Here is a 26285-nt window from a genome sequence, read left to right as displayed (position 1 = left end):
ATTATTCAGCTAACTTTTCATCATCATAACAAACAACCACAAAAAATGTGATGTACATCACATTTCATTAAATAATTTTTTCTGTATTTAACTTTAACCATTTAATTATTATCACAATTATTATCTTAACCCTTAAAAAAATCCCGATTAGTTTCGGGATTTTTTGCCTACCCAAATAATCTTAAGCAGCTTGTTGTTCATCACGCTTAAACACCAATTCACCTTTGAGTGAACTTTCAGCATCAAAATAATAACCATCAGTATTGAATGATTTTAAGTCTTCCGCCTGATTCAGCTGGTTTTCGATAATATAGCGCGCCATCAAACCACGTGCTTTTTTGGCATAAAAGCTGATCACCTTGTATTTGCCATTTTTTTGATCCAAGAACACAGGCTTAATGATTTCGGCTTTAATTTTGCGCTCAATCACTGACTTATAATATTCATCCGATGCAATATTGACCAATAGCTCCGAATTTGCCTGCTCTAAATCCTCATTGATCAAGCGGGTAATGTGATCGCCCCAGAATTGATATAAGTTATGACCACGTGAATTTTGCAATTTTGTGCCCATTTCTAGACGATACGGCATCATCAAATCTAAGGGACGCAATAAACCATAAAGCCCAGACAACATCCGCAAGTGATTTTGTGCAAATTCAATATGTTGATCCTTCAGATCATAGGCATCTAAACCGGTATAAACATCACCTTTAAAAGCAAATAAAGCCTGACGCGCATTGGAAAAATTAAACTCAGCCTGCCAATCATTAAAACGTTCCACATTCAATTTGGCAATTTTTTCACTCACGCTCATTAAATTGGCGATATCTGCAGCAGACAGTTTACGACTTACGTCTATAAGTTCTTGTGAATGTTCCAGCAATCTTGGTAAGGTATGCTCATCGGTTGGTAATGCAGATTCATAATCTAAAGTCTTGGCAGGAGAAATTAAGGCGAGCATGAATAACCTGATCAAAAAATAATTAAACAAACTATAACAGTAGACTTATTTTATTTCCAATTTGTGTTTCTACTGAACATTATCGGTAAAATACCTCATTCTCCTGTTATCCATCGATTGTTATATGTCCGAGCAAATTTTCATTCAAGGCCCTGCCGGTCAACTTGAAATTTTTGTTGATTATCCACAGGGTGAAGTGAAAGGATTCGCGGTTGTATGTCACCCCCATCCCTTGCAAGGCGGTAATCCGCAGCATAAGGTCCCCACGCTTTTGGCTCAAATGTTTCTTGAGCGCGGTTGTATTGTCTATCGTCCAAGTTTTCGCGGTTCAGGTCAAAGTGATGGCCTCCATGACGAAGGCCATGGTGAAACGGATGATATTTTAGATGCCATTAAACAGATTCGCAGTAAACATATCAGCTTGCCTTTTTATGCGGGTGGCTTTAGTTTTGGCGCACATGTGATGGCGAAAAGTTACCAGGCACTGCCTGATGAAATTAAACCGAAGCAATTGATTTTATGTGGTTTACCCACAGCAACTGTGGCAGGTTTACGCCATTATGTTACCCCAGCCATTAAAGGTGATATTTTGTTTATCCATGGTGAAGCCGATGAAGTCACTTTATTATCCGACTTAATCGAATGGGCTAAACCACAGCGTCATTTATTGACCATATTACCGGGTGCCAACCATTTCTTTACTGGATATTTAAAGCAATTGCGGATTGCGATCTCTCGCTTTTTAATTATCTAATCAGCATCGAAAAGTAATAAAAAAGACCGTCGTGAAGATGGTCTTTTTTATTACTTTTTAAATTTCATTTTTCTAGAAAATATATCTCTATTGAATGGGCTTTTTAGTATTTTTACTAAGATGAGCAAATCCAAGAAATGACACATTAAAAAATAAGATGAAAAAAATGCGACTTATAAAAGCCGCATTTACAACTATGTTTTACGATTAGCTGGTCGTCCATTTAAACTCACTAAAAGATTCATCTTCTTTTAAGGTGTTTTCAACCGCTTGAGCCAATTGGTTCAATAAACTTTGTTCGGTAATACGATCTAGCCAATCCTGCTCTTCATCCGGGTACGAGGTAATCTCGCAAACTAAATGCCCTTCTGCATCATGCCCCTGGCAAGTAACAGATAAAGGTAAAGATTGATTGTCTACACTTACAGCAACCTGATCACCACTTTGTGACAAGGTCTGAAAACCATATTGACCTAATTCTTTAGACAAAAGATCTGCCACATATTCCTGAGTCACATGACAATCATTCGGTTGCTGCGACACATGATTATGCTTTTCACAGTTTGCAGTAAATTGTAATTTTCTCATCGGTGCATCCAAACACATTCTTGTTGTATGGTTTTAGCATAAGCAATAAAAACAAAACAGCCAAGCAAAAGCTTGGCTGTTTTCCAACAAATATACAAAATTAGACTAATTACTCACTCACTTGAATCGCTAAACCGGCTTGATTTGCGAGTTCAGTGAATGTCGGGAAACTGGTGGCTACCGTTTCAGTACCAATAATTTTGATTTCGCCTGAAGTACGCAAACCTGCCATACTAAAACTCATCGCAATACGATGGTCATGATGCGATTCAATTTCACCGCCATTGAAGATTGCAGACCAGTCACCTGATTTACCTTTACCTTCAATAATGATGCCATCATCGGTTGGTGTGCAGTCGATGCCCATGGTTTGCAAGCCATCTGCCATTACTTGAATACGGTCAGATTCTTTCACACGTAGCTCGGCAGCACCAGTCAAAATGGTTTGACCTTCAGCACATGCCGCAGCAATAAACAGTGCCGGGAATTCATCAATCGCTAGTGGCACCTGATCTTCCGGCATATGGATGCCTTTTAATGTGCGCGTACCACGAATACGAATGTCTGCAATTGGCTCACCACCGGCAATACGTTCATTTTCTACAGTTAAGTCAGCACCCATTTGTTTCAAGATTTCAATGACACCAGTACGGGTTGGGTTAATCCCAACCGCTTCAAGGGTCACATCTGAACCTTCAGTAATGGCAGCACCGACCATGAAAAACGCAGCAGATGAAATATCAGATGGCACCTGAATTTCAGTCCCCACCAATTTACCGCCACCTTGCAGTGTAATACGGTTACCTTCAGTTTTCACTTCATAACCAAAAGCACGCAACATACGTTCAGTATGGTCACGGGTTGGTTCAGGTTCAGTCACAGAAGTTTCACCATTTGCCCAAAGACCCGCCAATAAAATCCCTGATTTCACCTGAGCCGATGCCATTGGCAAATCGTAGTGAATACCTTGAAGGTTTTGGCTGCCAGTAATTGAAACTGGCGGTGTACCACGTTCACCTGTGGTTTGAATCTGTGCACCCATTTCACGTAAAGGTTTGGCAATACGCTCCATTGGACGCTTTGACAAGGATGCATCACCCGTCATCACAGAATCAAATTTTTGTGCGGACAACATACCTGAAAGTAAACGCATGGATGTACCTGAGTTACCCATGTACAAAGCACTTGCCGGTGCTTTTAAACCATTGATCCCCACACCATGAATAGTCACTTCACCATTCTTAGGTCCTTCAATGCTAACGCCCATATCACGGAATGCCTGAAGCGTCGCTAAAGCATCTTCACCTTCCAAGAAACCGGTCACGTGCGTTGTACCTTCGGCAATCGCACCAAACATGATGGAGCGATGTGACACCGATTTGTCACCTGGCACGGTAAATTTACCTTTAAATGTCTTATCACCCGGCAAAATGGTAAATTGTTGTGTCACTTTATCGTTCTCCATCAAAGGTTTTTTAGCGAGCATATGATTAAAGTGTTGTCGCGCTGCTTGTGCATGCTCCAACAGTCCGATCAATGCTTTGGAATCTTCATTTTCAATCAGCTTCCGAATTTGAGCAAGTTGCTGCTCAAAACCATCCACAGCATTCAAAATGGCTTTTTTATTGGCAAAAAAGATGTCATGCCACATTTGCGGATCGCTGGCTGCAATGCGCGAAAAATCGCGAAATCCACCGGCAGCATAACGGAAAATATCCAGATTATCTTCACGGTTTGCAAGTTGCTCCACCAGGTTAAATGCCATCAAATGTGGAAGATGGCTGGTATGTGCCAGCACTTCATCATGCTTATCCACATCCATACAAATGACTTCAGCTTTTGCCGCTTGCCACAGTTGAATCAGCTTATTCACGGCCCAGTCGCCACTGCTCGGTAACGGTGTCAAAATGACTTTATGATTGGCAAATAAATCGACCTTACCTGCATGTACACCAGTATGTTCTGCACCTGCAATCGGATGACCCGGTACAAAACCTTCAGGCAGATTTTCACCATACACCGCTTTTGCAGCATCAACCACATTACCTTTGGTACTTCCAACATCGGTAATAATGGTTTTCTCTGACAAATAAGGCTTGATGGTTTCCAGTACCTTTTGCGTTGCACGAACAGGCAAAGCCAAAACCACCAGATCGGCACCTTGTACTGCATCAACAGGATTGCTATAGCCTTCCTGAATCAGTCCAAGCGCTTTTGCATCATCCAGCGTTTTTTGCGAACGTGTGGATGCAACAATTTGATTTGCCAATTTTTCAGCAATGATCACACGAGCCAGACTTGAGCCAATCAGCCCAAGTCCAATAAAGGCAACTTTTTCAAACAGTGGCTGAGACATGGCTTAGGCTTTTTCCTCTACAGCACTGTTTGCTAAATCAAGGACTTTGGCAAGTGCTGTCAGGAACTTGGCATTTTCAGCTTCAGTACCAATGGATACACGAAGATGATTTGCAATACCGACAGGACGCACAATGACACCTTCTTTCAATAATGCATTAAACGTTTGCGCAGGATCAGCCTGTACATCGACCAAAATAAAGTTGGCACGTGAAGGTACATAATCAAGACCAAGAGCCGCAAAACCTTGTTCAAGCTGCTTCATGCCCGCTTTATTGACAATACGTGATTGTTCAATAAAGTCTTCATCTTTCAATGCGGCTACAGCTGCGACCATTGCCAGATGATTCACATTAAATGGCTGACGAATACGGTTCAAGTAATCAGTCACTTCAGCTGATGCCAAGGCAAAACCAACACGCAGTGCAGCCAGACCATAGCATTTAGACAAGGTACGGCTGACAATAATGTTTGGATATTGCTCAAGGAATTTCAGGCTATTGAAGTTTTCCGGGAAATATTCGACATAAGCTTCATCCAGAACCACAATCACATTGGCCGGAACTTTTTGCATGAAGGCTTCAAATTCAGCTTCTTCAAACCAGGTTCCGGTTGGGTTGTTTGGATTGGCAATAAAAATTAGTTTGGTATTGTCTTTAATCGCCGCTGCCATGGCATCCAGGTCATGGGCAAAGCCTTTTGCAGGCACTTCAATCGCTTCTGCATTAATCGCTTGAGTCACCAAAGCATATACGGCAAATGCATGCTGGCTATACACCACAGAATCTTTTTCTGAAACGAATGCACGGGCAAACATTTCCAGCAAGTCGTTTGAACCATTACCCAAAGTAATCCGGTCAGCAGTCACACCAAATTGTGCCTGAATCTGGTCTTTTAAGATAAAACCACCACCGTCTGGATAGCGTCCAATTTCTGCCAGTTCAGCAGCCACGGCTTGCTTCACCTTTTCAGAACAACCCAACGGATTTTCATTCGAGGCCAATTTGACGATATCAGTAATCCCTAACTCACGCTCAAGTTCACTAATAGGTTTACCTGGTTGATAAGGCTTTAACTTTGAGATGCCTTCATTGGCAGGGACAAACGACATGTTACTCTTCCAGTTATTTCAAGTGATAAATGTGGTCAACTTCAATGCAAAAATTGACCACTGCTTTGATGGATAAGATTTACAATACTGCAATCGGGTAAGAACCCAAAACTCGAACTTCTTTCACCAAAGGACGAATTTCTTCAATTGCCGCTTTGACGTTTTCTTGCTCCACATGGCCTTCTAGGTCAATGAAGAAGACATAAGCCCATTTTTCAGGCAAAGCCGGACGAGTTTCAATACTGGTTAGGCTAATGTTGTGTTTTGCAAACGGTGCAAGAATTTCCAGTAAGGCACCAGCACGGTCATGTGCAGAAATCAGCAATGAAGTTTTGTCATTACCACTCGGTGGCACTTTTTCACGACCAATCACCAAGAAACGCGTGGTATTTTCCGGATTATCTTCGATGTTGCCGTGTAGAATTTCCAGATCATAAATACTTGCAGCGACATCAGAGGCAATTGCTGCTGAATGCCATTCATTGCGAATACGGCGGGCAGCTTCAGCATTTGAACTTAAGGCAACACGTTCAACACCTGGATAATGGGCATCCAACCAGCCACGGCATTGCGCCAAGGTCTGCTGATGAGCATAAATCTGTTTGATGCTGTCTTTACGGGTATTTGATGACACTAAGAATTGATGATGGATACGCAGTTCAACTTCGCCAATCACGTTTAAGTGCGAAGACTTGAAACAGTCTAAAGTATGGTTCACCACACCTTCAGATGAGTTTTCAACCGGCACCAAACCATAATGCGCACTGCCCGCTTCGACTTCACGGAACACTTCATCAATGGTGGGAAGTGGGCGGACAATCGCATCCTGACCAAAATGTTTCAGTACTGCTGAATGGGTATACGTGCCGACAGGTCCCAAAAATGCAATACTTTGCGGAGCTTCCAGAGCCAAGCAGGCTGACATGATTTCGCGAAATAAACGCGCCATAGTCACATCAGATAACGGTCCTTCATTACGCTGCATAACATTACGTAAAACTTGTGCTTCACGTTCAGGACGGTAAAACATCGGATTCTCTTCAGAAGCAAATTTTGCTTTTGCCACTGCTTCTGCCAATTTCGCTCGACGATTGATAAGTTGTTGAATCTGCTGATCTACAGAGTCAATATCCTCACGAATTTGAGCAAGGTCAAGAGAAGTCTTGGTGTTTTGATCGTCGTGGATCATTGTTATGTCGCCCTTCGAAAACATTATGCAAACAGTATAACAATAGTTAGCTTTCAAATGTTACGCAATAAGACTTTGATTGATTCAGTCTTAAAAACATACAGTTGATTTAATCAGCAATTTTATTCCTCATGTTTTTGCCATGAATATTTTAAATTGATGACTTTTTGCCAATTTGCTCAAAATTGAGCTATAAGCGTAGATCGTTAAATCTGGATCAGCACTGCCGATTTTATGTCATTTAGTGGTATGAATTTATCGATATTTGCAAATAAGTTCATACTTTTCAGGTCTTATTGCGCAAAGATTATCGATTGATTTTTTTTGTATGGCAGCAGATTCATTGCGCAGAGTTGATCATTGTGAAAAATACCTGTTTACTCGATGTTAAAAGGTCAATGTCAGGACTGACATAAAAAATCAAATGTTGATGGCTGGTTACATACCGGTGATATTGCCAAAGTCGATCAAGATGACTTTTGCTATATCCTAGATCGTAAAAAGATAGGGTGATTGTTTCAGGTTTTAATATTTATCCCAATGAAATTGAAGCTATTCTGGCAGCACATCCTGATGTCATTGAGGCTGCAGTCATTAGCATACCGGATGAACACACTGGAGAATCGGTCAAAGCCTTTATTACGTCCAGTAACCTAAACCTTTCAAATGATCACATAATAAAACACTGCAAAGAAAACCTGACTGCCTATAAAGTCCCCAAATTCATTGAGATATTGAATGAGTTACCAAATTCAACGGTCAGAAAAATTCTACGGGCTGAACTTCGACAAAGGGAACAACAATAAAATATCGCTTAGACTCAACTCATTACAACACTAAAACCTAGCCCTGAAGCCCTATTTTCGGGGCTTTTTATTTTGCAATAGTCATTTACTAAACTCCATCACAAAACTTTAATGTTTAATTTATAGTTTTTTAATAAAGCAATTCAGAGAATAATAATGCCAAAAAGAATCGCCGTTTTAGTGACTCATGATTTTGAAGATTTGGAATACTCAGAACCCGTACAGGCCTTTCGTGCCGCACGTCATAGTATTTTGAATATTGAAAATAGAGCAGGCAATATTGTCTACGGTAAAAAGCGTAAATCTGCAGTGACCATCGACCAAAGTATTGATGATGTTTCAGTGCATGATTTTGATGCCTTACTCATTCCCGGTGGTCATTCCCCTGACCGTCTGTGTGGTGATGCTCGTTTTGTCAATTTTATACGTAAATTTGCCAATGCAAAAAAGCCCATTATGAGTATTTGTCACAATCCACAGCTACTGATCAGCGCAAAAGTAGTGAAAGGGCGATTAATGACTACGCTTAAAACTTTCGCCACTGATCTGATCAATGCGGGCGCCGTGTATTACGACGTAGGAGTCGTGAATGATAATAATCTGTATATATCTTCACGTTCACCTGACGATTTACCCGCCTTTATTGAAGAAAGCCTGATGGCGTTGAGTCAATAAAAAAGAGCCTAATGGCTCTTTTTTATTTTCAGGATTAGCGTCCCAATATGCTGCGTGCCACAATTTCTTTCATAATTTCATTGGTACCACCGTATATGCGTTGAATGCGAGCATCCACAAAGAAACGTGAAATTGGATATTCGGCCATATAGCCATACCCGCCAAACAGTTGTAATAAGTTATCGGCAATTTTCATTTGCATATCTGTACTGAAACTTTTTAGTGCCGCAGCAGTTTCTACATCCAGTTTACCCTGCATATACAGTTCGACATTCTGGTTATAAAACGCAGCTGTTGCCAGTTCATCAATTTTCGCTTGTGCCAAAACAAAGCGGGTATTCTGAAATTGGCTAATCGGCTGACCAAAAGCTTGACGTTCTTTTACATAAGCAATCGTGACATCAATTGAACCACGAATCGCACCAATGGCTGTTGAAGCAATCGCAGTACGTTCGCGTGGTAATTCTTGCATTAAATAGGCGAAGCCTTGACCCGGCTGACCCAACAACTGATCCTTCGGTACTTTGATATTATCGAAGAATAATTCAGAGGTATCTTGTGAATGCAAACCAATTTTGTTGAGGTTGGTGCCCTTTTTAAAGCCTTCTAAATGCGTATCGAGTAGCAATAAAGACACGCCTTTTGCACGGGCTTGAGGATCAGTTTTTGCTGCCAGCACAACCAAATCGGCATGTTGACCATTTGAAATAAAGGTTTTTGAACCATTTAACAGGTAGTGATCATCCTGCAAAATCGCATTAGTACGCATAGCCTGTAAATCTGAACCCGCTCCCGGTTCAGTCATCCCAATGGCACCTACCACTTCACCAGAAACCATTTTCGGCAACCAATATTGCTTTTGCTCTTCACTACCAATATGTAAAATATACGGCGCTGCAATTTCAGAATGGCATGAAATACCGGTGGATAATGCACTAAATCCTGCGCGCGCAGACTCTTCAACCAGCATGAGTGAATAATGGGTTGGAACGCCATAACCCCCATACTCTTCAGGTACATCGACACACAAGAAACCATTTTCGCCCAATGCATTCCAGATCGAACGCGGCATAATGCCTTCTTGCTCCCACTGTTCATAATGCGGTGCAATATGCTCATTCAAAAAGCGTTTAAAGTTATCGCGAAACAGTTCTAAATCAGCATCATAAGCCAACATATAGCGTCCTTGTATCTGGTTGTTGTATTTATTCCTTTCCCATCCTATTCATTTTATAGAGATCTGTCATGTTCTATAGGCATCATATTTCATGACTTTTGGGTCAATAAAAAAGGAAGCCGAAGCCTCCTTTTTAAGGTCAGAGAGAATTAAGCGTGCGGCTTAACTTCTTCTTCCATTAGGCTATCAATTTCAGCTGGATTTGCTAATGCATAATCAAGCTTGTCTTTGTCTAGTTGACCGACCCATTTTGCAACCACCAAAGTTGCCAAGGAGTTACCAACCAAGTTAGTCAATGCACGTGCTTCTGACATGAAACGGTCAATACCGAGAATCAATGCCAGACCTGCAACCGGAATATGTCCAACCGCAGACAAGGTCGCAGCCATGACAATAAAGCCAGAACCTGTTACACCCGCAGCACCTTTAGAAGAAATCAACAACACCACAAGTAATGTAATTTGATGTTCAATATCCAACGGTGTATTGGTTGCTTGGGCAATAAAGATTGCTGCCATGGTCAGATAAATAGACGTACCATCCAGGTTAAATGAATAACCTGTTGGAATGACCAGACCCACCACTGACTTTTCCGCACCCGCAAGTTCAAGTTTCTTCAGCATACGTGGCAATACTGATTCTGAAGATGATGTACCCAGTACAATCAACAGCTCTTCACGAATCAGGCGAATCATTTTCATGATGCTAAAGCCTGTGATACGTGCAATCGTGCCTAAAACAAGGAAAATAAACAGCAGACAGGTAATATAGAAACAAATGATTAACTGTGCCAACTGCGCCAGTGAACCAATACCGTATTTACCAATGGTAAATGCCATCGCACCAAACGCACCGATCGGCGCCAACTTCATAATCATGTTTACGATATTGAAGAATACATGGGCAATTTGGTCGACCAGTTTTAATACTGGTTTACCGGCATCACCAAGTTTATGCAGCGCAAAACCGAACAGAATAGCGAAAAGTAATACTTGGAGAATTTCACCTTCAGCAAATGCACCCACCACCGTATTCGGGATAATATTCATCAAGAAATCGACGGTCGATTGCGATTGACCGGATTCCACATATTTAGAAATACCTGAGGTATCTAAAGATGCAGGATCAATGTTCATGCCTACACCCGGTTTTGCAATATTAATTACAAGTAAACCGATCAGTAAGGCAATCGTTGAAACTATTTCAAAGTAAAGTAAAGCAACACCACCAGTTTTACCCACTGATTTCATGCTTTCCATACCAGCAATACCACTGACCACTGTACAGAAGATTACTGGTGCGATGATCATTTTAATCAAACGGATAAAAGCATCACCTAAAGGTTTAAGTTGTTCACCTAAGCCTGGAACATATTGTTCTGCACCATTGATTATTTGCGTTCCACTTGGCGAAAAATGACCAACGAGGATACCCGCAATAATGGCAACAATCACTTGAAAATAGAGTGACTTATAAATTGGTTTTTTAGCCATGACATTACTTCACGATATATTTATAAATAAGAAATATTCAGTTTTTGTCTATTTTCAACAAATAAACAGCCCAAAACCCTTTTGCCAAGCAAAAGAGCGCCAAGGCATTGAATTCCTTCAATACTGAACAATAATACGTATTATGAATGTGATTAAAAATCACGATATTCTGAACTTTTCCAAATTCAAAATCGTTAGATCAGGAGATTGAAATGCAACGAAAATTTACCATAGATTAAATTTTACCTAATTTTTTAGCGTTTATTCTCGTTTATTTGTTAATAAGACTAAATAATCGCCTATTTCTTATTAGACATTAGTCTAAACTTAACCCATCAAGTTTTGTTGAAATTAAGCTGAAATATTTCTATCAACTTTATAAAATATCCGCATACTTATTTTACTTGCCCATTAAAGCTAGCCTTATGCAAACCAAAAGAAATATCTATAAAGATTGTGAACATCCTTTTGCGCAATATGTCCGTATTGTAGGTAAAGGAAAAAATGGTGCACGTTCGCTCAGTTATGATGAAGCCTATCAAGCCTTTAGCATGATCTTGAAAGATGAAGTGCTGGATGTTCAGCTGGGTGCTTTCTTAATGCTATTACGTGTTAAAGAAGAATCTGTAGATGAACTGGCCGGTTTTGTACAAGCCACCCGTGACCAACTCAATTTTAAAACCTTAGATGTCGATTTAGATTGGTCATCGTATGCAGGTAAACGTAAGCATTATCCATGGTTTTTATTGGCAGCACTGACTTTGGCACAACAGGGTTATAAAATTGTCATGCATGGCGCATCGGGTCATACCATTAACCGTCTTTATACTGAACAGGTATTAGAATACCTAGGTTACGCTATTTGCCAAAATGACACAGATGTGGATCAACAATTACAACAACGCAATTTTGCCTATATTCCTTTAGAAGTGATTTCACCCATCTTAAGTGACTTGATTGCCTTACGTAACGTGATGGGCTTACGCTCACCGATTCATACCCTCACCCGCTTGATTAACCCATTCAATGCCAAAGCAACGGTGCAAGCGATCTTCCATCCTGCTTATCGAACTTCACACCAACAAGCGGCTTTTAAATTGGGTTATAAAAACAGTGCTGTGATTAAAGGTGAAGGTGGGGAATTTGAACGTAATCCCGATGCTAAAACTTTAATTTGTGGCATTAAAAATGGCGAACTATACGAGCATGAATTACCCAAATTGACTGAAAATCGTAGCCCGATTGAGGAAGAACTGGATTTAGCGGTTTTTAAAGCGGTTTGGGAAGGCAAGCAAAGTCATGAATATGGTGAAATTGCAGTAACTGAAACCATGGGGATTGCTTTATATACTATGGGAGCCTGTGCTTCTTATGATGAGGCGATGCTAAAAGCCAAAGAACTGTGGGCAAACCGAAAAATTATTTAATAGGCTAAAGGGTCAGGCTCTGCGGAGTCTTACCGCTTATAATCGAATATTGGGAGCTCGTTGTGTTACTTTTAAAAAAGTAACCAAAACTTTTACCATTCGCAAAACTCGGCAAATACCACCGAGTGTCATCTCTCTCGCAAAAGCAGGACTATATTAATATAGTCCTGCCTCGAACAGTTGCGAATGGCTTTTCCGCGTAGCCATAATCAACTTTAATTTAAAGTTTAGCTACTCAAAACAACCCATCATTAAACGAAACGAATCGGCTTGAATTCTTCGTCTTGCTGCGGGTCATGAGAATCGCAATGTTCATCTTCTTCTTTGGTACCGCGGTCAATATAGCCACTACGTTCAGTTTCAGGCAAATTTTTCATTTCCCAAGCATACACTGCCTGCATACAGGTTTGACGCTGCTCTTTGGTGAGCGCTACGCCATTTGGCCATTTACCAATTTCCACTGCTGTCTTTAAACGCGCAACAATTTCAGGATCGAGTACGGCCAGCATTTGTTCAATATTCATCATTTAATCCTGCTGTTGTAAAGAGTCAAAATCTTGATTCCAACCAAGCTTGGTACGGCATGCCATATAGAAGTCATACCCTGGTGGATGAAGTAAATTCAATTTAAATGGATGTTTACGGATATGTAAACTATCACCAACACTAAGTGAAACGCTATGTTGACCATCAGCACTGACCATTGGCAACACGCGATTTTCACGAATCATAATCTTAATTTCACTTTGCCCACCGACCACAATAGGACGTGAAGACAAGGTATGTGGATGCATCGGCACTAAAGAAATCGCATCCATACTTGGATGGACAATCGGTCCACCACCCGATAAAGCATATGCCGTAGAACCGGTCGGTGTAGAGACAATTAGACCATCACTATGCTGACGATAGACATATTGACCATCAATATTCAGCTCGAAGTCAATCATATGAACCGACCTGCCCGAATGTAAAACCACATCATTCAGCGCAATGGCATCATAAATACTTTCACCTTTGGAACGAATTTCCATTTCCAGCAAGAAACGGCGATCCAACTGAAACTGACCTTTGAGCACCTGATCAAGCTTGAATATAACTTCGGTCGGCTTAATATCAGTTAAAAAGCCCAAACGACCACGGTTCACGCCAATCACAGGCGTATTATGTTTTACCAATGCGCGTGCTGCATGCAATAAAGAGCCATCGCCACCGACCACAATCACCAAATCAACCACTTCACCCAGTAAAGCACGACTGACGGTTTGCGTATTGGGATAAGGAACCAGCTCTGCTGTTTGAGAATCAAAAACAGGATGAAGCCCTAAACTTAAAAGATGGTCATGAATGAGACTTAAAGTTTCAACAACGGAGGATTTATCTGGACGCCCTATTAATCCGATGTTTCGAAAAGTTTTATGTGAAATTTGCACCTGAGTCATCGCTCCGCTACGATTCCTGCCTATCATAGCATTAACCCTATTCATTTTAAAAAACTTTAAAGTTTCATGTAGCACTCTCTATAGATGAATGATTTACTAAACAACGATTTGCATCCCATCCATATACTCACTACAACAAACATCTGTGCATATTTAAATAATATTGATTTTTTATGCTAAAGATCACATTTTATAAGCAGCATCTTGAGATCTATAATGCCGCTCAATACCTCATGTCTATAAATGTGCTCTAAAATCAACCCAACATCTCCAAAAAGAGACTAAGCTGTAAAAACAACATCTTTTATAAAATCAATAACTCATTACAAATATTCTTGGCTTTTTATCGCAATATTTCATCTTCATTCACAGATTAATTATTGCAAATAAGTGAAAAGCTTCGCATGATTAGCACAATTAATCAGGATCTTATAATAATTGATGAAGTCTGAACGTGGTATCGGTTTACTAGCGCTTATTTTTTCAATATTAGTCATTGGTGCTTTCTTGGCTTTTAGCGCTTATTTAATCCGAATGGACAATATTGTGCGGAATAAATTTGAAGGACAACGTTGGGATATTCCGGCGAAAGTATTTGCTCGTCCTTTGGAAATCTATACCAATGCCCCGGTTAATCAAACAGACTTTACTCAAGAGCTGAAATTACTTGGCTATAAAAATTCTGATAGCTATACCAAATCGGGAAGTTACGTTACCTCAGGTGATGCACTGTATGTGCATACACGGGGTTTCGACTTTGGCGATAGTGCAGAACCTGAACAGGTGTTAAAAGTCACCTTTAACAATGATCAAGTGGGTGAAGTCAGTGCGACCAAACCTTCATCTACCGGTATCGCTCGTTTAGAACCTTTATTGATTGGCGGTATTTACCCACAACACAATGAAGACCGTGTGCTGATTAAACTCGATAAAGTCCCTAAACCTTTAATTGAAGCACTCATTGCTACAGAAGACCGTAACTTCTATCATCACCATGGGGTTTCAGTCCGCGGTACAGCACGTGCTTTAGTCAGTAATATCACTGGTGGCAAACGTCAAGGTGGTTCAACCCTGACCCAGCAATTGGTTAAAAACTTTTATTTAAGTCCAGAAAAAACCTTAAAACGTAAAGTCAATGAAGCCTTGATGGCGCTGTTAATTGAGCTTCATTATGATAAAGATGAAATTCTAGAAGCTTATTTAAATGAAGTGAATCTGGGTCAAAATGGTAACTATTCTATTAATGGTTATGGTCTGGCTTCACAGTTTTATTTTGGTTTACCGCTGAGTGAATTGAATACCGCTCAACAAGCCTATTTGGTCGGTTTGGTTCAAGGACCAACACTCTTCAATCCATGGAGAAATCCAGAAGGTGCAAAAAGACGTCGCGATATTGTTTTAAACAATATGCTGGTGATGGGCTATCTGACTCAGGAACAGTTTGAGCAAGAAGTGGCACGCCCCCTCAATGTCATTGCAAAACCAACTTTGGGTCCTGCCCGCTTCCCCGATTTTCTGGATATTGTGCGTCGACAGCTACGTACTGAATATCAAGAAGGTGATTTGACCAACCAAGGTTTAAGAATTTTCACAACACTTGATCCGATTGCACAAACCAAAGTCCAAGAGGCCTTTAAAGCTTCAGTTTCCAGTTTAGCCAATGCGAATCCCAAACGTTTAAAAGATTTGCAAGGTGCAGTTTTAATTTCGCATCCTGAAAATGGTGAACTGGTTGCAGCAGTCGGTTCCACACAAGACTTTACCGGTTTTAACCGTGCTTTAGACGCCAAACGTCAAGTGGGTTCTTTACTTAAACCGGTGATTTATTTAAGTGCGATTGAATCGGGACGTTACAACTGGGCAAGCCCAATTGAAGATAGCGCAATGAATATTGTCAGTGAAGGAAAAACCTGGACACCTAAAAATTATAGCGGCGGTGATCATGGGGTTGTGCCAATGGCAGAAGCATTGGCAAATTCCTATAACCTTGCAGCAGTGCGTTTAGGTCAGGAATTTGGGCTTTCCACTTTCAGTAATCACCTGAAAAAATTTGGCGTGACTTCAGATATTCCGACTTATCCTTCTATTTTCCTCGGTGCAGTTGATATGTCGCCTATGGAAGTGATGAGCATTTATAGCAACTTTGCAACAGGCGGATTTAAATACCCAATCAAATCAATTCGTTCTGTAGTGGATGCAAACGGACGTTTACTGGATCGTTATGGTCTGACCGTTCAAAAAACCATTGACCCTTCTGCCGCATATATTTTGAATTATGGCTTACAACAAGTGATGAGTTCAGGTACAGGTCGTTCGGCTTATAGCGCGTTACCCACCAGTTTAAAACTGGCGGGGAAATCGGGAACCACCAATGATACGCGTGACTCATGGTTTGCGGGTTATTCGGGTAATTACCTAAGTGTGGTGTGGTTAGGTCTGGATGACAATAAAGTTACCGGTTTAACCGGTTCGTCAGGTGCCCTTCCTGTTTGGACCAATGTCATGAAGCAACTGCGCCAAAAACCGGTGAACTTACGCCAAACTGAAAATGTACAATGGCAATGGATTGACCGCACAACTGGCCATTTGTCTGCCCAAGGTTGTGAAGGTGCAATGTATATTCCATTACTACGCAATAATGTACCACGCCAAGCCACAGCATGTGGTTTACCGCATTATCAAGTAGAGCCGGGTTACAATTCTGACACCGAAAGCAATCAGGCTGCACCTGCAGAAAACGATAGTATCGAAAACTATATTCGTGAAAGTGAAACTGAAATGCCGCGTGACTCTTCCAATAATAGTCAGGTCATTTCAAGCGGTAGCTATGATAATTAGTGGTGAAACTTCATAATGAATGTTCGATTCAACATGTATAAGCAAGCGCTGATCGGTTTAGGCTTAATCGGTTTGGTGGGCTGTCAAAGCCTGCCAGCCCCTGAGACCAAGGAACCGGTGAAAGCTGTACCTTCTGAAAAGAAGGAAATTAAAACGCCTTCTGGTGTGGTCATTAGCCCTTATGAGCGCGAAGAAATTCAACGTAAAAAAATGCAGGTAGTCGTTCCTGAACAAAGAAGTACGCAGCAATTTGATGATGGTCGTGAACTTCCTGCATTTAAAAAACTCATGCAAAAAACCCAGCTTGCATATAAACAAGGGCAATGGAATCAGGCAGAGGCTGCTGCACTGCAGGCACAGCGCTTGGCACCACAATCTGCCGAGACTTTTTTGTATTTGGCTTTGGTGGCCAATAAAAAAAATAAACCTGCAAATGCGGAAGCTTTAGCACAACGTGGACTGAGTTATGCACAAAGCAATGCCATGAAAAAGCAACTGTGGTTGGTCATTTTAAAAGCTGCACAACAGCAAAAAGATCAAAAAACCATTCAACAAGCGCAAAAAGCACTGAAAGCCTTATAAAATTCTGGATGTATCGAGCTGAATAATTCAGAGCTTAATACATCCTTTTATTCTATATTTTATAAATTTTATGTTTTATAAAAATCGAATCCCTGCAATCCCATAAGCCCCCTTCTCCTGAGCCGTCATCAAATCACCGGCTTGCATGCCACCCAAGGCAAAAACAGGAATTTCGACTTGAACAGCCAAGTTCTTAAACTGTTCCCATCCCAGTGCCCGGGCCTCTGGATGCGTTTCTGTAGCCAACACTGGACTCAATAAAATGGCATCACAACCAATTTTCTGTGCCTGTTTCATTGAGACCAGATCATGACAAGCCGCGATATAGCGTTTGCCCATGATTAAATCGCCTTGCATTAAAGACATGACTTGCGACTGTTTTAAATGGATGGCTGAAATGGCCTGTTGTTGAATTGAATTGAGCTGTTGGTAAAGATCAATATTCACGATCAGCTTGGACAATTGCTCAACACTTAAGCCGGAAATTTCAATGATCTGGGCTTGAGTCCCCTCAACACGCCAATACATCAGCTGATCCAGTTTTAATTGGTTTAACGTATCTAACCGATCTGAAATTTTAATCTGATGTGCCCAATGCAAGCGCTTGATCATGGCCTGATTGGCTTTGGGAAAATTTAAACTGAGCAATTCATCACGGCTGTACCATGTCCAAGGCTGTTGAATTTCATTCAATAAAGCGCTCGGTACGATGGCATGAAATAAATGCAAATTCACAATCACATCGTCATATTCATGCCGAATCACATCAAAAGCATGCCAGTCCTGTAAACCTATTCCAACTTCTTCATAAGTTTCACGGCGACAGGCTGCTAAAGGACTTTCCCCTTGTTCAACCTTGCCGCCTGGAAATTCATGTTTATTTCCCTGATGCTGTTTTGCTTCACGCCATCCTACAAGTACCTTGTCCTGATGCAATAATATTGCAATTGCAACGTGAATCGTAGGTTTCGACATGCCGTACTCCTTTGCGTGAAAATATTACAGAGTGTAAGCAAATTTAAGTTTTTTATAAAATCTTAAATAATGCATTGACAGGCCTATTCGATAATGATTATCATTTAAAACATTCACTATATACCACGGAGTCGAAGGAATGAACGCACCATTTAGCCTGTTTACACGTAATAATGATCTAGCCCACTCACTACCGATGTTGCATTCGAACAACCTGTTTTCCCTCGGTCGAGAAATTCGAATCATGCATGCCGGAGAAGAATATCGTTTACGTTTAACCCGTAAGAATCGACTCATTCTGACCAAATAAAACTGATTCTAACCAAATAAAATAGTAACAAGCCAATAATAATATTCGTGGAAACTAGCAGTATGTGCGCAAACATACTGCTTTTTAGCGATGAAGATTGAGTGGAAATTGCAGCTCGACCTTTAATCCACCATGCGCAGATTGAGAAAAATGAATTTCACCTGCATGCAACTCCATAATTTTTTGACAGATCGAAAGCCCTAAACCAGAACCTTGAGTTTTGGTTCCTAAAGCGCGATAAAAGCGCTCGCCAAGTCGTTGCAACACTTCATCTGTCACACCTTGCCCATCATCTTCAATCGTAATCTTTACCTGCTGATGTTTCTGTTGTAGATCAATAAATACATGTCCATTCTGCCCGGCATAGCGAATCGCATTATCAATCAGGTTCCGAATACAACTGAAAATGAGTTTTTCATTAGCCAAAATAGAAAGATGAGGCGAAAGCTGAGTCTGGATCTGAATATTTTTCTCAGCAGCAAACGGTTGCAAGGCTTGAATGACATCCAAGACTACAAGCTGCAAATCAATCTCAGTTTTAGGCAATTGAGTGGTATTGGTCGGATCTAAACGTGCAAGTAACAGCAGGTTTTCTAACACCTGTGTGCCACGACTGACATCGTTTTGGATGCTGACCAAGTCCTGCGCCAGGTCTGGATATTTCCGTTTCAGCACCTGTAAACGCATTTGAATGGCAGATAACGGCGAACGTAATTCATGTGAAGCATCCGCAGTAAAACGCTGTTCTGCCACCAGAGATTGTTCAAGCCGCTGTAACAATTGATTCAATTGCCAAACCATCGGTTGTAATTCTTTTAACTCGGGTGTTTGCTGCTGAATCGGGGCGAGATTATCGGCACTTTTAGCCGAAATTTCTTTGGACAATTGATGAATCACTTTGAATTGACGTTTCACCGCAAAATGTAAAATCAGCCACTGGATGAACCAGAGCAAGATTAAAATCAGGCCATAGCCCATGACATTTTGAGCCAGATCCTTAAAGCGCTCTCCTATCGGCTGCAATACCAGAACCGACGTATTCAGTTCAGGATTTTCCGTGGTGTAGATACGCCACAACTGCTGATCGTGCCAAATCAGATCATAACCTTCATCGAAATTATTTTTGAACGTTGAAGACAAATGGTCCAAATGGAAATTTTCTGATTCGCTCAGCACCTTTTGCTGATCTTTGAGTTGGTATTGAATGTCAAATTCATCGCTCAGTTCATCCACCTGTTGTCCGGATGTTCCAGTCACGTCCGAAATCAACAGCATGTCGGCAATTTCATCCATGAGCTGATCTTGCACTCGCATGGTCTGATACAGGGAAATCCCCATAAAAAGCAGCAATGCCAGTACACCTGCCACCATTGAACTGAGTAATGATGTCTTGATCAGTTTGCTTTGTAGAGACACGGCGTGTGACATATTAATCATGACTCATGCGATAGCCCAAACCCCGAATGGTTTTAATATACTGGCTGCCTATTTTCTTACGTAATTGATAAATAAATACTTCTATGGCATTACTTTCTATTTCATCGCCCCACGCGTAAAGTGATTCTTCCAGTTGCTCACGGGTCATCACATATTCAGGTTTCTGCATCAGTTTATGCAAAATCTGAAATTCCTTGGCAGTTAAATTTACATTCCGGCCATCTTGAATCAGGGTTTTGGCTTGCGGGTCCAAAACCAGATTCGCATAACGCAAATATTGATCTGCACTGCTTTGATGTTGTCGTAATTGCGAACGCACACGCGCAGAAAGCTCTTCCAGACTAAACGGCTTGACCAGATAATCATTGGCGCCCAAATCCAGACCTTCAACCCGGTCATGAATACTGTCCCGCGCCGTAATAAAAATCACAGGTGTTGCTTGCTGCTGTGCTCGTAACGTTTTAAGAATCTCGTCCCCAGTGGCTTTGGGTAGCCCACGATCGAGCAAGACACAATCATACTGATGCTGTTCAATCGCTAAAATGGCATGATCGCCACGCTCGACCCAATCAACATTATAACCATCCATTTCTAACCATGTTTTGATGCTTTCTGCTTGGGAAGCATCATCTTCTGCCAGTAAGATTCGCATGTGTTGTTCTCATGTATGAGGCATTTTCTACTTTTAAGATAGCATGCTTTAAAAGTCGCTGGATTCAAAAAAACCACATGAATGACTCATGTGGTTTTAAGTGAAATATAAAAGGAGATAGGAAACTTCCTCCTTATAGCTTTATTTCAATTGATCGACCAACTTAGAATTTAACCGCATCTACATCAATTTCAACACGTTTCGCAGGTTTGTAATCAATGTCGACTTCACCGGTGATGGTCACAGGTGTTTTGGCATTCACAGGTTTACCCTGCCATAACTCGTCATCAATCTCGACCGTAATCGTACCCGTATTATCACGAAATTGATATTTTTCATCACCGACCGCTTTCACCACATAACCTTTAAGCTGTACTTTGCTATCATCTTTTAAAGTTAAGGCCTGTTTAACCGTAGTGGTCTTTTGTGGCGCAATGGCAGCTTGATTCACGGCAGTATTTGCGATGGCAAATGTCGTTGCACCAATCAAACCAGTAATTAAAGCTGCTTTAGAGATCATGTTCATGTTGAAGCCCTCATCTTTTTGTTCATCATTTCGATGAAGTGATTAAAACAAATCCAGATGAGGTGAATCTTAAGATTGTTTCTTTTTTAAAATCGCTTAATTCAACGGCACAACCCGCAACACTTCTTCCAAAGTGGTCAGTCCATCCAGAACTTTACGTGCCCCCGCAATACGCAGCGGTTCAACATCCTCTTTCTTCGCCTGTTGACGCAATTCATTTAAATTGGCATTGGCACTAATCAGTTGTTTAGTCTCTAAACTTAAAGGCATAAATTCATAGATTCCGACACGCCCTTTATAGCCTGTATGTCGACACGCTTCACAACCCACCGCTTGAAACACAAAGTTTGGCATCTCGATCGTAAAGTCGTAAGTCAAATGCTTCCACTCTTGCTCATTGATAAAGGTTTCTGTTTTACAATGCGGACACAATTTACGGACCAAACGCTGTGCAAGTACGCCCAAAATGGTCGCTGCGGTTAAAAATGGCTGCACCCCTAAATCATGTAAACGGGTCAGACTTGAAGGTGCATCATTGGTATGCAAGGTCGATAACACCAAGTGACCGGTTAATGCAGCTTGAATCGCCATATTCGCGGTATCGTGGTCACGAATCTCTCCGACCATAATAATGTCAGGGTCCTGACGCATTAAAGCGCGCACGCCATCGGCAAAACCCAAGTCAATCCCCTGATTCACCTGCATCTGGTTAAAGCTTGGTTCAAGCATTTCGATGGGATCTTCAATAGTACAGACATTCACTTCTTCTGTAGCCAGCTGTTTAAGCGAAGAATAAAGAGTCGTGGTTTTCCCCGAACCGGTTGGGCCAGTCACCAGAATAATGCCGTGACTATGTGCAGTTAAAGCCTGCCAGTCATTCAGTAAGCCACCTTCAAAACCCAGCTGCTGAAAACTGCGTACCAACACTTCCGGATCAAAAATACGCATCACCAACTTTTCGCCAAAAGCCGTCGGCAAAGTCGATAAACGCAACTCGGTTTCTTGTCCTTTTGGGGTTCGGGTTTTTAATCGTCCATCTTGCGGTTTACGCTTTTCTGCAACATTCATGCGACCTAAAATTTTAATCCGCGAGATTACCGCTGTTAGCGTATTGGCCGGCATTTTATAAATGGTATGCAACACCCCATCAATTCTAAAACGCACCTTACCGGTGTCTTTACGCGGCTCGAGATGAATATCACTTGCGCCTTGTTCAAAGGCAAACTGTAAAACCCAATCCACCAACTTTACAATATGCTGATCATTGGCATCCGGGTTTTGCGTATCGCCCAGTTGTAAAAGTGCTTCGACCCCTTTGTTATCACGATCATAAGCACTGGATTTTTGCGATGAATTGACCGCACGACTGACTTGATAATACTCGACCAGATAACGCTGTAATTGATCGGGACTTAATAGTACACGCTGAATTTTTCTAGGTGCAATCGTATGTTCAAGATTGGCCACCCATTCAGTTTTAAAAGGTTGATCGGTAGCAATCAGGACTTTATCCGCCTGTATTTCAACCGCCAAAATTTTATTACGCACAGCAAATTCTTGCGACATGATATTGGTCAAAGCACCGACATCAGCTTTTAAAGGATCAATAATATAAAAAGGGATCTTGGCTTTTTCTGCAATCCACTGACACAAACGGTTTAAGGTCAATGTGGATTGCGGATGGGATAGATCGACCAAATTAAAATGTGCAATCCACTGCAATGGATGCCATTTCAGCTGCTCTCGTTGGCGGTGTGTAGTTTGTATCAGTAGCTTATTGCGCTCGGTAATACGTCCATCTTTTTGTAGTTGTTCCAGACACCAAGACGTGTCCATTTCAAAATTAAAATTCATTGTTCTAAGCCCCAAACCATAAACACACTATAGCAAACTAAATTTCTTCTGACGTAAATCACGTTTAGAAAAACAGTAGCGCTGCCATTTCCGAAAACTGATTCCTTTCTCATCGGTCATTCAAATAAAAACTATAACTTTTTTTGGCAGCGATTACGCTTTTACTTTCATTCATTTATAGCGAATAATGCCAAAGATGCTGATTAATTACGCAGCATACTTTTCCATACTCCGGCGATTGGATGAACCCTGTGAATAATACGCTTAATCTGTCACTGCAAAGCACATCATTTCAAGAACTGCTGATGATTATGGCAGCAGCATTAGGCTGTGGTTTGCTGATTGGTTTAGAACGTGAACGGAGTAAGCAACGTGAAAATCAGCATAGTTTTGCAGGGGTTCGCTCATTTGTGATCTGTGCATTACTCGGTGCGCTATGCTTTATCTTTGGACCTGTTTTTGGGGTTGTGGGTGCAATTAGTGTCGGTGCAATTAGCATTGTTTCGCTTAAAAATCAGCTAAAAGATCCAGGTGTGACCACTGAACTGGCATTCGTGATGACCTATTTCATTGGGGCACTGTGTATTTGGAATGTCACACTGGCTGCAAGCTTATCCGTCGTGCTGACCTTTATTTTAATGATGAAACATTCCATCCATGGTTTTGCAGGAAAATGGATCACCGAAGCAGAATTTAAAGATGGTTTATTTTTACTGGCACTAATTTTAATTGGCCTGCCGCTTACTCCAAATACCCCGTTATGGGGCGCAGTGCTCAACCCGCATATTATTTTAAAACTGCTCACTTTGATTCTGGTCGTGCAGGCATTGGCACATATTGCTAAACGCTTACTTTCAACCAAAAGAGCCCTCATTCTTTCTTCGATTGCCTCCGGATTTGTATCCAGTACCGCAACGATTGCGCATTTAGGCATGCAAGTACGCAATGGAGAAATCGATGCTCAATCAAATGCAGGTGCAGCACTGATGTCCTGTATTTCAACTTTAGTTCTATTATTGATTGTTGTAGGAGGTGTTTCTTTAGTCTGGCTAAAGCTGCTGATATTTCCCTTGCTCATCGCCATTGCTATTTTAGTGCTTTGCGCTTACTGGCTTTTACGTAAAGCAGAACCTGTCGAAGAAATAGAACCTGAAGATAGTCCCATGTTTAGCTTAAAAGAAGCAGCGATTATTGCCGGGACGTTAACGGTCATTCAGGCTGGTGTGTATGGCTTAGAGCTTTTACTCGGTGATTCGGGTTTAATTGCAGGTACACTCTTGGCTTCACTGTTTGAAATTCATGCCGCTGCGGCCACTGTAGTTATCCAAGGTGAACCCACAAATACCAGCTTACTGTATGCAATGATGCTCGGTTTGGGCGCTCATGCGGTTTCTAAATCCATTAATGCAGCCATCAGTGGTGGATTAAAATTTGCACTTTATTTTGTACCGGTACAAATTCTGCATATGGCCGTTTTAATTGCTGTGCTCTGGTGGATGGTACAGAATTAAGCTGAGAGCGGAAGCAGTGCTACCACCGTAATGTGATCCAATCCTACTAAAAAGCTCACATCAAAATCGGCAAAATTCATTTTATAAATCCGCTCAGGATCATTTTGATAAGCCGGTCTTGGATCAAGCGATAAAACCTGTTCTAACTCGTTCACAAGCTGTTCGTTTAACTTTTGACGTTTCATTAAATCCTGCTTTTGTTGCTCTGCACTGTCTGTCCAAATAACAGCCATTCGTTCAGGTTCATCCTGTGCATAACCACTCTCAGCATCCAGCACTGCATCTGAATATTGAATATAAGGCTTGATATCTATAATGGGTGTGCCATCTAGAAGATCACTGCCTGTGACATAAACCCGAACCGACTTACCGACTTTTTTCACTTCTTTGAGTTGAACCACAGACAAACCCATGGGTGCAGGACGGTACATGCTACGTGTCGCAAACACGCCTATTTTCTTGTTTCCACCTAAACGCGGTGGACGGACTTGTGGGCGAAATTTTGGATTATCTTGTTGATTCTTATTGTCATGGAACTGCCAGATCAACCACAAATGACTGAATTCATTGATCCCTTCAAATGCAAGTAAATCATTATAAGGTTCTAGCATTTCAATATACGATTCGACCTGAACCAGATTCGGTTGTCTTGGGATGCCAAATTTTTCACGATAGGGAGAATTCATATACCCGATTATTGGCACTTTAAGCTCAGTCATAATCACTTTTTCTGATAAGGTCAATTAAATATATTCAGTTTATCGAGAATGTTTTTAGATTAGAATAGTAAGCTGTTCTAATTTGATAATTTATTGAGACCTTTAATGGCTGCTTTCAACGTCGAAAAGATTACTCACGTACACCACTGGAATGACACATTATTCAGTTTTAAAACCACGCGTGACACTGCGCTACGTTTTAAAAATGGTCAATTTGTGATGATTGGACTGGAAGTAAATGGTAAGCCTTTAATGCGTGCTTATTCTATTGCTAGCGCTAACTATGAAGAAGAGTTAGAGTTTTTCTCTATTAAAGTGCCAGATGGTCCTTTAACTTCTATTTTACAAAAAGTAAAAGTTGGCGATGATATTTTAGTATCACGCAAACCGACAGGAACTTTGGTTCTTGACGACTTAAACCCAGGTAAAAACTTGTACCTTCTTTCTTCAGGTACAGGTCTTGCTCCGTTCTTGTCAACGATTCGTGACCCAGAAACCTATGAACGCTTTGAAAAAGTGATCGTGGTTCACGGTACGCGCTTTATCTCTGAATTGGCTTACCAAGACTTGATTCTAAACGAACTTCCGAACCATGAATTCTTCCAAGAGTTAGGAATCAAAGATAAGCTTATTTATTATCCAACTGTGACTCGTGAAGAATTCCACACTCAAGGTCGTGTAACCACTGCAATTGAAACGGGTCAACTGTTTGAAAAAATTGGTTTACCACGTTTCAACCCAGAAACAGACCGTGCAATGTTGTGTGGTAGCCCAGCCTTCCTAGATGACGTGGTTGCTTTGCTTGATCAACATGGTCTAAAAGAATCACCTCGTATGGGTGTACTTGGCGACTACGTGATTGAACGTGCATTCGTTGAAAAATAAGATTTAAATTTACAA

At 41.2% G+C, this 26285-nt stretch carries 24 protein-coding genes; 9 read left to right on the top strand and 15 right to left on the bottom strand.

Annotated elements, in window-relative coordinates; translation table 11 throughout:
• Positions 1-181: 181 nt before the first annotated feature.
• Positions 182-964, bottom strand: a complete 783-nt coding sequence (yaaA, locus tag HLH18_RS11775; RefSeq protein ID WP_171546975.1) for a peroxide stress protein YaaA — start codon at positions 962-964, stop codon at positions 182-184.
• Positions 965-1088: 124 nt separating this feature from the next.
• On the opposite strand from yaaA, the gene HLH18_RS11770 reads away from it, so the two are divergent.
• Positions 1089-1718, top strand: a complete 630-nt coding sequence (locus HLH18_RS11770; protein ID WP_171546974.1) for an alpha/beta hydrolase — start codon at positions 1089-1091, stop codon at positions 1716-1718.
• Between the two features lie 207 nt (positions 1719-1925).
• On the opposite strand, the gene HLH18_RS11765 is transcribed toward HLH18_RS11770, so the two are convergent.
• The 4 genes from HLH18_RS11765 to pheA all read right to left on the bottom strand — a co-directional run bounded on the left by HLH18_RS11765 (position 1926) and on the right by pheA (position 6961).
• Entirely contained in the window at positions 1926-2306 is a 381-nt protein-coding gene (locus HLH18_RS11765; RefSeq protein WP_131286720.1) for a hypothetical protein, read from the bottom strand.
• Positions 2307-2415: 109 nt separating this feature from the next.
• The gene (locus HLH18_RS11760) at positions 2416-4662 is read right to left on the bottom strand and encodes a bifunctional prephenate dehydrogenase/3-phosphoshikimate 1-carboxyvinyltransferase (protein ID WP_171546973.1); all 2247 of its coding nucleotides are present in this window, start codon (positions 4660-4662) and stop codon (positions 2416-2418) included.
• 3 nt (positions 4663-4665) lie between these two features.
• Positions 4666-5772 carry a histidinol-phosphate transaminase gene (gene hisC / locus HLH18_RS11755; protein ID WP_171546972.1) on the bottom strand — a complete coding sequence of 369 codons (1107 nt, stop codon included), beginning with the start codon at positions 5770-5772 and terminating at the stop codon, positions 4666-4668.
• Between the two features lie 79 nt (positions 5773-5851).
• Positions 5852-6961 (bottom strand): prephenate dehydratase, encoded by a 1110-nt coding sequence (gene pheA / locus HLH18_RS11750; protein WP_131286726.1) that lies wholly within the window; start codon positions 6959-6961, stop codon positions 5852-5854.
• A 509-nt stretch (positions 6962-7470) separates the two neighbouring features.
• Here pheA and HLH18_RS16060 point away from each other — a divergent pair.
• Together HLH18_RS16060 and HLH18_RS11740 are read left to right on the top strand one after the other, a co-directional pair.
• Positions 7471-7767 (top strand): AMP-binding enzyme, encoded by a 297-nt coding sequence (locus HLH18_RS16060; RefSeq protein ID WP_350643204.1) that lies wholly within the window; start codon positions 7471-7473, stop codon positions 7765-7767.
• A 156-nt stretch (positions 7768-7923) separates the two neighbouring features.
• A complete protein-coding gene (locus HLH18_RS11740) occupies positions 7924-8442 on the top strand; it encodes a type 1 glutamine amidotransferase domain-containing protein (protein ID WP_171546971.1) in 519 nt (172 codons plus the stop codon).
• 34 nt (positions 8443-8476) lie between these two features.
• Here HLH18_RS11740 and HLH18_RS11735 read toward each other — a convergent pair whose 3' ends face one another.
• Together HLH18_RS11735 and HLH18_RS11730 are read right to left on the bottom strand one after the other, a co-directional pair.
• Positions 8477-9619 (bottom strand): acyl-CoA dehydrogenase family protein, encoded by a 1143-nt coding sequence (locus HLH18_RS11735; protein WP_171546970.1) that lies wholly within the window; start codon positions 9617-9619, stop codon positions 8477-8479.
• Positions 9620-9768: 149 nt separating this feature from the next.
• Positions 9769-11112, bottom strand: coding sequence for a dicarboxylate/amino acid:cation symporter (locus HLH18_RS11730; RefSeq protein ID WP_171546969.1), 1344 nt, complete (start codon positions 11110-11112; stop codon positions 9769-9771).
• A 425-nt stretch (positions 11113-11537) separates the two neighbouring features.
• Between HLH18_RS11730 and HLH18_RS11725 the strand changes: the two genes are divergently transcribed.
• Positions 11538-12539 carry a glycosyl transferase family protein gene (locus HLH18_RS11725; protein ID WP_171546968.1) on the top strand — a complete coding sequence of 334 codons (1002 nt, stop codon included), beginning with the start codon at positions 11538-11540 and terminating at the stop codon, positions 12537-12539.
• A 251-nt stretch (positions 12540-12790) separates the two neighbouring features.
• Here the strand turns inward: HLH18_RS11725 and HLH18_RS11720 are convergent, their stop codons facing one another.
• Positions 12791-13063: a YeaC family protein gene (locus HLH18_RS11720; RefSeq protein ID WP_171546967.1), complete on the bottom strand. Its 273-nt coding sequence runs from the start codon at positions 13061-13063 to the stop codon at positions 12791-12793.
• 3 nt (positions 13064-13066) lie between these two features.
• Complete coding sequence (locus tag HLH18_RS11715) at positions 13067-14008, bottom strand: NAD(+) kinase (protein ID WP_171529322.1); 942 nt, start codon at positions 14006-14008, stop codon at positions 13067-13069.
• Between the two features lie 414 nt (positions 14009-14422).
• On the opposite strand from HLH18_RS11715, the gene mrcB reads away from it, so the two are divergent.
• Both mrcB and HLH18_RS11705 read left to right on the top strand, forming a co-directional pair.
• Positions 14423-16819 (top strand): penicillin-binding protein 1B, encoded by a 2397-nt coding sequence (gene mrcB, locus HLH18_RS11710; RefSeq protein WP_171546966.1) that lies wholly within the window; start codon positions 14423-14425, stop codon positions 16817-16819.
• Between the two features lie 33 nt (positions 16820-16852).
• Positions 16853-17401, top strand: coding sequence for a tetratricopeptide repeat protein (locus tag HLH18_RS11705; protein ID WP_214647339.1), 549 nt, complete (start codon positions 16853-16855; stop codon positions 17399-17401).
• Positions 17402-17476: 75 nt separating this feature from the next.
• Here the strand turns inward: HLH18_RS11705 and HLH18_RS11700 are convergent, their stop codons facing one another.
• Complete coding sequence (locus HLH18_RS11700; RefSeq protein ID WP_171546964.1) at positions 17477-18376, bottom strand: NUDIX domain-containing protein; 900 nt, start codon at positions 18374-18376, stop codon at positions 17477-17479.
• A 139-nt stretch (positions 18377-18515) separates the two neighbouring features.
• On the opposite strand from HLH18_RS11700, the gene hemP reads away from it, so the two are divergent.
• Positions 18516-18686, top strand: a complete 171-nt coding sequence (gene hemP, locus HLH18_RS11695) for a hemin uptake protein HemP (RefSeq protein ID WP_171546963.1) — start codon at positions 18516-18518, stop codon at positions 18684-18686.
• A gap of 84 nt (positions 18687-18770) precedes the next feature.
• Here the strand turns inward: hemP and HLH18_RS11690 are convergent, their stop codons facing one another.
• The 4 genes from HLH18_RS11690 to tfpB all read right to left on the bottom strand — a co-directional run bounded on the left by HLH18_RS11690 (position 18771) and on the right by tfpB (position 23155).
• On the bottom strand, positions 18771-20114 hold the full coding sequence (locus tag HLH18_RS11690) for a sensor histidine kinase (RefSeq protein WP_171546962.1): 1344 nt from the start codon (positions 20112-20114) through the stop codon (positions 18771-18773).
• Position 20115: 1 nt separating this feature from the next.
• On the bottom strand, positions 20116-20775 hold the full coding sequence (locus tag HLH18_RS11685; RefSeq protein ID WP_171546961.1) for a response regulator transcription factor: 660 nt from the start codon (positions 20773-20775) through the stop codon (positions 20116-20118).
• A 163-nt stretch (positions 20776-20938) separates the two neighbouring features.
• A complete protein-coding gene (locus tag HLH18_RS11680) occupies positions 20939-21301 on the bottom strand; it encodes a NirD/YgiW/YdeI family stress tolerance protein (protein ID WP_131286750.1) in 363 nt (120 codons plus the stop codon).
• 96 nt (positions 21302-21397) lie between these two features.
• A complete protein-coding gene (tfpB, locus tag HLH18_RS11675; protein ID WP_171546960.1) occupies positions 21398-23155 on the bottom strand; it encodes a type IV pilus assembly ATPase TfpB in 1758 nt (585 codons plus the stop codon).
• A gap of 242 nt (positions 23156-23397) precedes the next feature.
• On the opposite strand from tfpB, the gene HLH18_RS11670 reads away from it, so the two are divergent.
• Complete coding sequence (locus HLH18_RS11670; RefSeq protein ID WP_214647333.1) at positions 23398-24666, top strand: DUF4010 domain-containing protein; 1269 nt, start codon at positions 23398-23400, stop codon at positions 24664-24666.
• On the opposite strand, the gene tsaA is transcribed toward HLH18_RS11670, so the two are convergent.
• A complete protein-coding gene (tsaA, locus tag HLH18_RS11665; protein ID WP_171546959.1) occupies positions 24663-25385 on the bottom strand; it encodes a tRNA (N6-threonylcarbamoyladenosine(37)-N6)-methyltransferase TrmO in 723 nt (240 codons plus the stop codon). The genes HLH18_RS11670 and tsaA overlap by 4 nt on opposite strands.
• A 105-nt stretch (positions 25386-25490) precedes the next feature.
• On the opposite strand from tsaA, the gene HLH18_RS11660 reads away from it, so the two are divergent.
• The gene (locus HLH18_RS11660; protein ID WP_171546958.1) at positions 25491-26270 is read left to right on the top strand and encodes a ferredoxin--NADP reductase; all 780 of its coding nucleotides are present in this window, start codon (positions 25491-25493) and stop codon (positions 26268-26270) included.
• The last annotated feature ends 15 nt before the right edge of the window (positions 26271-26285 follow it).

Origin of the sequence: Acinetobacter sp. ANC 5414 (assembly GCF_013004295.1) — a bacterium.
Classification (GTDB): Bacteria; Pseudomonadota; Gammaproteobacteria; order Pseudomonadales; family Moraxellaceae; genus Acinetobacter.
This window is presented reverse-complemented; position numbering and strand designations above follow the sequence as displayed.